7 protein-coding genes are annotated in these 6,883 nt (G+C 42.5%); 1 reads left to right on the top strand and 6 read right to left on the bottom strand.

The window, feature by feature from the left end:
* Position 1: 1 nt before the first annotated feature.
* The 4 genes from FPZ44_RS00495 to FPZ44_RS00480 form a co-directional block, all read right to left on the bottom strand.
* On the bottom strand, positions 2-481 hold the full coding sequence (locus FPZ44_RS00495) for a DUF6790 family protein (protein ID WP_186785855.1): 480 nt from the start codon (positions 479-481) through the stop codon (positions 2-4).
* Positions 482-1,623: 1,142 nt separating this feature from the next.
* Positions 1,624-1,938 carry a DMT family transporter gene (locus FPZ44_RS00490; protein ID WP_144986385.1) on the bottom strand — a complete coding sequence of 105 codons (315 nt, stop codon included), beginning with the start codon at positions 1,936-1,938 and terminating at the stop codon, positions 1,624-1,626.
* Between the two features lie 4 nt (positions 1,939-1,942).
* The gene (locus FPZ44_RS00485) at positions 1,943-2,299 is read right to left on the bottom strand and encodes a DMT family transporter (RefSeq protein ID WP_144986383.1); all 357 of its coding nucleotides are present in this window, start codon (positions 2,297-2,299) and stop codon (positions 1,943-1,945) included.
* On the bottom strand, positions 2,296-3,075 hold the full coding sequence (locus FPZ44_RS00480) for a MerR family transcriptional regulator (protein WP_144986381.1): 780 nt from the start codon (positions 3,073-3,075) through the stop codon (positions 2,296-2,298). Before FPZ44_RS00480 ends, FPZ44_RS00485 begins: the two co-directional genes overlap by 4 nt.
* Positions 3,076-3,265: 190 nt before the next feature.
* Here FPZ44_RS00480 and FPZ44_RS00475 point away from each other — a divergent pair, with 190 nt between their 5' ends.
* Positions 3,266-4,129 (top strand): D-alanyl-D-alanine carboxypeptidase family protein, encoded by an 864-nt coding sequence (locus FPZ44_RS00475; protein ID WP_144986379.1) that lies wholly within the window; start codon positions 3,266-3,268, stop codon positions 4,127-4,129.
* Positions 4,130-4,279: 150 nt separating this feature from the next.
* Here the strand turns inward: FPZ44_RS00475 and FPZ44_RS00470 are convergent, their stop codons facing one another.
* Both FPZ44_RS00470 and FPZ44_RS00465 read right to left on the bottom strand, forming a co-directional pair.
* Complete coding sequence (locus FPZ44_RS00470) at positions 4,280-5,293, bottom strand: glutaminase (protein ID WP_418789110.1); 1,014 nt, start codon at positions 5,291-5,293, stop codon at positions 4,280-4,282.
* 129 nt (positions 5,294-5,422) lie between these two features.
* Complete coding sequence (locus FPZ44_RS00465) at positions 5,423-6,859, bottom strand: M20 family metallopeptidase (protein ID WP_186785854.1); 1,437 nt, start codon at positions 6,857-6,859, stop codon at positions 5,423-5,425.
* Positions 6,860-6,883: the final 24 nt, after the last annotated feature.

Here is a 6,883-nt window from a genome sequence, read left to right as displayed (position 1 = left end):
TCTAATTAACAAATACCCAGATGCCGCCTGCCAAGATGGACAATACCGTAATAAACGTCTGGTACACGATATCCATAATAATGTTGCACACACTGTCCGCATCCGCTTTGCGGTTCTTTATCATGACATAGGAATGAGACCACAAGCCGCTCAAACCGTAGATATACATCGTAACAAGCACCCCTACCCAGAAATTCCCCTGGAACCAAATAGCCATGATTCCCATAATCCCTAAGCCAACTTGAGAGAAGCCATATTTCACTTGGAACGGTCCACCAGGCCAGCCTAACATCTTCGCCGTTTGATCTGCCTTCCAAATGTTCACAACATAACCGATAACGCCAACAAGTCCAAATGTGACGACAAATTGATGCAGGAGCAGGATTCTACTAATCTCACTTGTAGCACTTGGGAAATCTAGAGTATACAAATGTACAACCGCTGAAACAATTCCTAAAAACCATAGCAATAAGAACCACATATTTATTCCTCCCATGTAACTCCGAATATTTTCCTGTAATTAATTACTCGATATGATGTTATTTGGTAATTGAAAGCGACAATAACTCTATGCTGCTTGCAACAAACAACAGCTATGTATGATACACTCCGTCTTTGACATCCCTCCTAAATTTAATTGAATATGTAATGATGGATATAATACCAAAATTACTATTAAACTTTAATAATAAGCTAAATATGCTAATTAATAGCATTAAATAAGTGCAAAAATGGGCCGTCCTAGTTAGGCACTAAGACAAGTCATTAACGATATAAAGTAAATGAAATCGTTAAAAAGTTTAGGAAAATATAGTGGAGTCGAGTTTCTAGTGCTGCAAATTAGTTAAGTGGATTAAGAAGTAATACTGAGGTGATGGAATGTTGTTTTTTGATAAAATGGTGTCTTAACTGAAGAGGGAATTTCACTAGATTATTTCTAATTTGGAGATAAAATTCATAAGTGGATGCAAACCTTAAATTTCTTTAAGCAAAATCATATTCCTTTAGGTAAGTTCTGTCAACCGATAAATTTCGATGGTTTTGTGTCGTAAAAAAGTGCTCATTGACTAGAATGATCCACGTTTACGAGCAACGCGAAATTCAATAAAAACCGAAACCATCCAAGCATTTTAGCTGTGATCAATCGCATTGCCATTCCAATATTGGAAGACGACACCTAATCATTCCAATCAACTTTGAGTCTTTGTTTTAAATGACATAGTATCAAAAATTATTTTTAAAATTAATCTAATTTATGTAAAATCCATTTTGAAAGTAACCTTTAAGTACTTGCCACTCTAACAAAATATCACATGACTTGTAAGATACCCCTACTGTTTTTTATACAGTTTTATATAATCAAATCTCATAATTTATCGCTAACGTTTCACAAATAAAACCTTCGTTTTACTATGTCATACCTACTAGAAACAGGAGTTATTCCTATCGACAAACAGTGGTCAATTTCCTTGCTAGTGGTCATTGAGCCTCCAATACATAAAGGATATCGGTCACTATTAAATGTTGGAATTTATACAAAAATAAAATAGGCTGGCTCCGTAACGGGTGAACCGCCTATTCGCTCGCTCTTCGCCTTCTCTAATTTTTAACATGCATTCTATATTACATGGTTAAACGTAAGGCAATAATTGTTGCTACGATGCCCGTCAATGCCGTAATTCGCATCAGCGAAGCAGACTCCTTATACATCCATATACCTATAACAGCCGCACCTAGTGTACCAATTCCTGCCCACACCGAGTACGCAACTCCTAACGGAATCGTGTTCAGCGCTAAGGATAAAAAGAACAAGCTGATAGCAAACGAGCCCATCATAAGAATAAAGTTCGGCCACGTATCACGGGCAGCAGACCGTTTCAAACCGATAAAACCAACCATTTCACAACAGCCCGCTACAATTAAATAAATCCATTCCATGTTATCAACCTACTTTCCTCTCAATGTCACTTGATCGTTTCAACATTATAATGAAGAAAATAAGCAACATTACCAAACCGATCCTACCTATTTGAAGTTCCTCATCGAACAGTACGATATCGAGCACAAATGTCCCAACTGCGCCTATGCCTGTAAACGCGGCATACACCGTTCCGACGGGCAATTTTTGGGCTGCTTTCATCAGAAAATGAAAACTAAAAACGAATGTAAGCAAAAGTGGTCCAGCCAGCAAATTCATTTTCAACAGTCCTGCCCATACGATTTCTAATGCGCCTCCAAGCAGTAAATATCTCCATCCTGAATGAGATGATTCTGTGAAATCTTTACCTGTACGACTCATTGCTCCTCCGCCCCCATTCGCTTCAAAAATACATCCATCATCCGGTTCACATAAGCAACTAACTCTTTATCGTGTCCGTAGACCGGTGAGTCTTCTTCCTGTTTGGGTGCCAAGTTAGCCCAGTACTTCTCCAACAGTTGCGTGTTCCCTTGGAATAACAGCAGCAGCCAATTCCATAGCCTCTTTGCTAAGTACTGCACAGTATCTGATTCTGGAGGTTCCGACATATAGAGACGAATGTGCTCCAATAGCTCAATATACTCTTGTATTCGTGAATCCTCACTCCCCATAACAGGCAGGGACGACAGAATGCTTAACTCCTCAGGCGTATAGGTATCGCTGTTGAATTGAGGCTTATTGGCGTTCATTACCTCCTTCGATTCCAGTGCCTTAAGCAGCTGTTGCAGCTCCGGGGCGTTTACTTTCCCGCTAGTACCAACTGCATGAATCATTGATTTTAGCAAATAACGTTTGCGCTGCAGCTTCTCCTGCTCTTCATCTACCCAAGCGATTTGCTGTTCGAGTGAATGTACCCACGCTTCTTTTCCATTCTGCGGTAAAGTTTGCCCGCTTAGCAGTTCAGCAACCTGAGATAACGTATAACCAAGTGATTTCAACAACAAAATTTGTTGCAGTCGAATCAGGTTCTGTTCACTGTAGATGCGGTAACCATTATCGTCCACGACCTCGGGAGTTAATAGCCCGATCTGATCGTAGTAATACAACGTTCTTCTGCTAATTCCTGATAAGTGTATCATTTCTTTCATGCTATACATCGTATCTCACCCAACATTACTATAAGGTATAACGTATACGTTATAGTCAAGAAGAATCTTTTGTTGTTTTACTTTCTTTCACTTGGCAAATAATTAAAGCACTTTATAAAAACTTTATTTTTTCTTTCCTCTCATTTAAACAATCAAGTCTAATCTTAGATTAGACTTACCTAACTACGGAGGTTAGAAAATGAAACGTGCTAAAAAAACGATGATCTTTATCCTTATCCTTCTTCTTGTATATATTGCTTTTCCATTCATCGCAAAGCCAGATATCGATGCGAAGGCTGCCATTCTTATGGACGCTGAATCAGGGAAAATACTTTATAGCATAAATGAAGATACACCTCTTGCCCCAGCAAGCATGTCCAAAATCATGACGGAGTACATCGTGTTGGAGCAAATTTATACGGGCGCATTGAAGTGGAATGACACGATCATGATTAATGCAACGACTGTTGATAGCGAAGGCGTAAAAATCGATGTGGAAGTTGGCGATCGCCTATCGGTTAAAGATCTGTTTTATGCGATGGTCGTTTCATCCGCGAATAATGCAGCGGTCGCACTAGCTGAACATATTGCTGGCAGTGAGGACCAATTCACTCAACTGATGAATGAAATGGCGAAGCAACTGGAATTATCTCCCCAGACTTACTTTGTAAATGCAACTGGACTCGCCGATGAGAACAATGAAGAATCCAGAATGACTGCGCTGGACGTAGCTAAAATATCGCAGCAGCTATTAGAAAAGTTCCCAGACGTAGTCTCCATTACGAAGCTTGAATCGTACACATTAGAGTATGACGGTACCGTACTGACAGCAACGAATAAAATGCTGGATCCGAATGATCAAGGGCTATATTTTGAAAGCGTTGACGGATTAAAGACGGGTTTTACAAACTTAGCTGGCTACAGCTTTGCAGGAACTGCTGAAGAAGGCAATAAGCGGCTAATATCGGTAGTTATGGGTACCGGTAGCGATGCAGATCGATTTAGGGAGACCAAGAAATTGTTATCTTTCGGGTTTAATAAGTTTTATATTCCTTTTATTTAGTGGGTCGTGTAGTGAATCATGTAATAAATTAATAGTTGTACGTTAAACGAAATCTAAAGTAAAAAGAGCTGCATGCAGCTCTTTTTTTTGTACCATCTATTTAGCAAATTGATGATTGGATTAATTTCAAGCAAGTCCGTTAGCTATCACTTAAAAAATATTAAAGTCCCATTCTTTAGCAATATGCTTCAATAACATGCCTCCGGCTACACTATTGCCGTACTCATCAATCGCTGGACCATATATCCCTATCCCACATCCCGCTGGAAATGGAGCGCCCGGGGAACTTGCATGGCTCGGAACAGCAGCCATAATGCCGCCAGAAACACCGCTTTTCGCAGGGACGCCAATAAATGCAGCGAATTTGCCAGAGGCGTTGTACATGCCGCATGTGACCATAAGTGCCTTCGCTAACTTGGCGACTTCCTTAGGGAATAACTGTTCTTTACGGAGCGGATGATATCCGTCATGGGCTAGCACCAATCCAATCATCGCGATATCCTGCGTATTTACTTCAATGGAACATTCCTTTAAATACACTTCTAAGGCGTCCTCTACCGAGCTTTCCAGGAATCCTGTCCCCTTCAAATAATAAGCGAGCGAGCGATTGCGGTCAGCTGTCTGCCATTCAGATTGATATACTTCTTCATTTATACTGACGCGTCTTCCTACCATTTTCTCAATGAAGGCCAAGATTGAGTCTATTTTTTGCTGAGGTGACTTGCCTCCGAGTAAAGAGGAGACGGTAATGGCACCCGCATTAATCATCGGATTAAAAGGCTTACCTGGTTTATGTACTTCTAAACGAACGATGGAATTAAAGGCATCTCCAGTCGGTTCCACATCTACTCGTTCCAACACATAGGCAGACCCATGCTCCACACAAGCAGCTATGAAGCCAATCACTTTTGATACACTTTGCAAAGTAAATAGGGCGTCGCAATCGCCTGACTTTGCGAGCTTCCCATCTGGTCCAATTATCGTAACCCCTAGCTGCGAGGGATCGACTTGTGCCAATGCTGGGATATAGGCGGCGCATCGTCCATTCGTTGTATAGGGGCGATAGTGCTCCAACCATGTATGTAGAATCGTATCCGTTTCGTTTGAATCAGCTTCCGTTTGAATAGCTTGACCTAGCTGGATGTTCTCGTTTGCCATAGACATGCCCCCTTTTTCCTCTATCCAAGAAAAATAAAGATGAGAATCAAATCGATTCTCATCGTATTAGAACTCTAGCGAATTAGCAAGCATTTCACACGTAAGTTTTCACAGGCTGACCACCAACACTATAGTCTACGCTTGAACGCTTCCTCTGCGAGGCGGCATCACATGCTCAGGAATAAGCGATGTGTATACCTCTCCATCCAAGCGCTCCTGCCATTCCGCACGAGCTTGCTCGATAATGTCTTGATTGAGCATCGCATCAATGGCCGTACATGCAAGGACCTTACCTGCTTGCAGCATACCTTTATGAGCGATTGGCATCGTCCCTTGCGAGACGACCTGCCACGTATGGAATGGCGTACCCAATGCCCAGCATGTTGTCATGCACTGCATCGTTGGAACGATCCAGCTCACATCGCCAACATCGGTTGATGCGGCTAATGCTCCTTCATCGCCGTGGGGTGGGATGAAATCCACAATGTCTTTGTCTTTCAATGCCTTCACTACAGCTCGATCCCAGCCAGCATAGGCAGCTTGCCGATCTTCTTGCGATAGAGAAGCCCGAATGTCCTTCGCAAACTGATAGTCAGCCTCATCATAAGCAGGAGCACCGACAGCAGCTAAATGCTTGTACATCACATTTGCCAACGTCGTATTTGGAATTAAGTTGGAGGCAGCACCTTCAAACTCCACTTCCATCGTCGTCCCCGTCATTAGAGCAGCACCTTTAGCGATGTTACGTACTCGTTCATAAAGCTCCTCAACTTGCTGCTTTTTCGGAGCACGAATCAAATAGATGACTTCCGCGTGCGGCTGGACCACATTTGGCGAAATCCCACCTGTGTCTGTAATCGCATAATGCACGCGCGCTTCTGGAATCATATGCTCGCGCAAATAATTGACGCCTACGTTCATCAACTCTACTGCATCTAAGGCACTCCGTCCTAAATGTGGAGCAGCCGCAGCATGCGCGCTTTTTCCGTCGAACTTAAACGTTGCGGAGTAGTTTGCAAGCGAGCTATCGTTCATAATGCGCGGTGCCGTAAATGGATGCCAAGAAAATGCTAGGTCAACATTATCAAAAAGTCCCGCACGAGCGATATAGGCTTTGCCTGAGCCACTTTCTTCAGCTGGACAGCCATAATATCGAACCGTCCCTTGCAGGCCCGCTTGCTGCATATAGTCTTTAATCGCAACTGCAGCAGCGAATGCACCCGCCCCTAGCAAGTTATGGCCGCAGCCATGCCCATGGCCGCCAGCAACAACCGGATCATGTTGAATATCACCTTTCTTCTGGCTTAACCCTGCTAACGCATCATACTCTCCTAAAATCGCAACAATCGGTTTACCTTCTCCATAGCTGCCAATAAATCCGGTTGGTAGTCCAGCTATCTCACGCTCGACCTGAAAACCTTCCGATTCCAATGCTTTGCACACATATTCAGCAGAGTGATGCTCTTCGAAATAAATTTCAGGACAATCCCAAATGCTGTCGCTTAGCTCAATTGTCTTGTCTCTTTTTTGCTCAACTAGATCAGATATGATTGCATGCAAGTCCAATCCCATACACCAATCTCTCCTCTCGATTTC

This window comes from Paenibacillus agilis (assembly GCF_007786455.1).
In the GTDB taxonomy this organism is placed as follows: Bacteria; Bacillota; Bacilli; order Paenibacillales; family Paenibacillaceae; genus Paenibacillus_B; species Paenibacillus_B agilis.
The sequence above is the reverse complement of the archived record's forward strand: the minus strand, read 5'-3'. Positions and strand labels throughout refer to the sequence as shown.

What these genes read in the sequence shown, in the direction of transcription:
- FPZ44_RS00495 (WP_186785855.1), bottom strand. Translation starts at nt 481, where the DNA reads ATGTGGTTCTTATTGCTATGGTTTTTAGGAATTGTTTCAGCGGTTGTA.
- FPZ44_RS00490 (WP_144986385.1), bottom strand. Translation starts at nt 1,938, where the DNA reads ATGGAATGGATTTATTTAATTGTAGCGGGCTGTTGTGAAATGGTTGGT.
- FPZ44_RS00485 (WP_144986383.1), bottom strand. Translation starts at nt 2,299, where the DNA reads ATGAGTCGTACAGGTAAAGATTTCACAGAATCATCTCATTCAGGATGG.
- FPZ44_RS00480 (WP_144986381.1), bottom strand. Translation starts at nt 3,075, where the DNA reads ATGTATAGCATGAAAGAAATGATACACTTATCAGGAATTAGCAGAAGA.
- FPZ44_RS00475 (WP_144986379.1), top strand. Translation starts at nt 3,266, where the DNA reads ATGAAACGTGCTAAAAAAACGATGATCTTTATCCTTATCCTTCTTCTT.
- FPZ44_RS00470 (WP_418789110.1), bottom strand. Translation starts at nt 5,293, where the DNA reads ATGTCTATGGCAAACGAGAACATCCAGCTAGGTCAAGCTATTCAAACG.
- FPZ44_RS00465 (WP_186785854.1), bottom strand. Translation starts at nt 6,859, where the DNA reads ATGGGATTGGACTTGCATGCAATCATATCTGATCTAGTTGAGCAAAAA.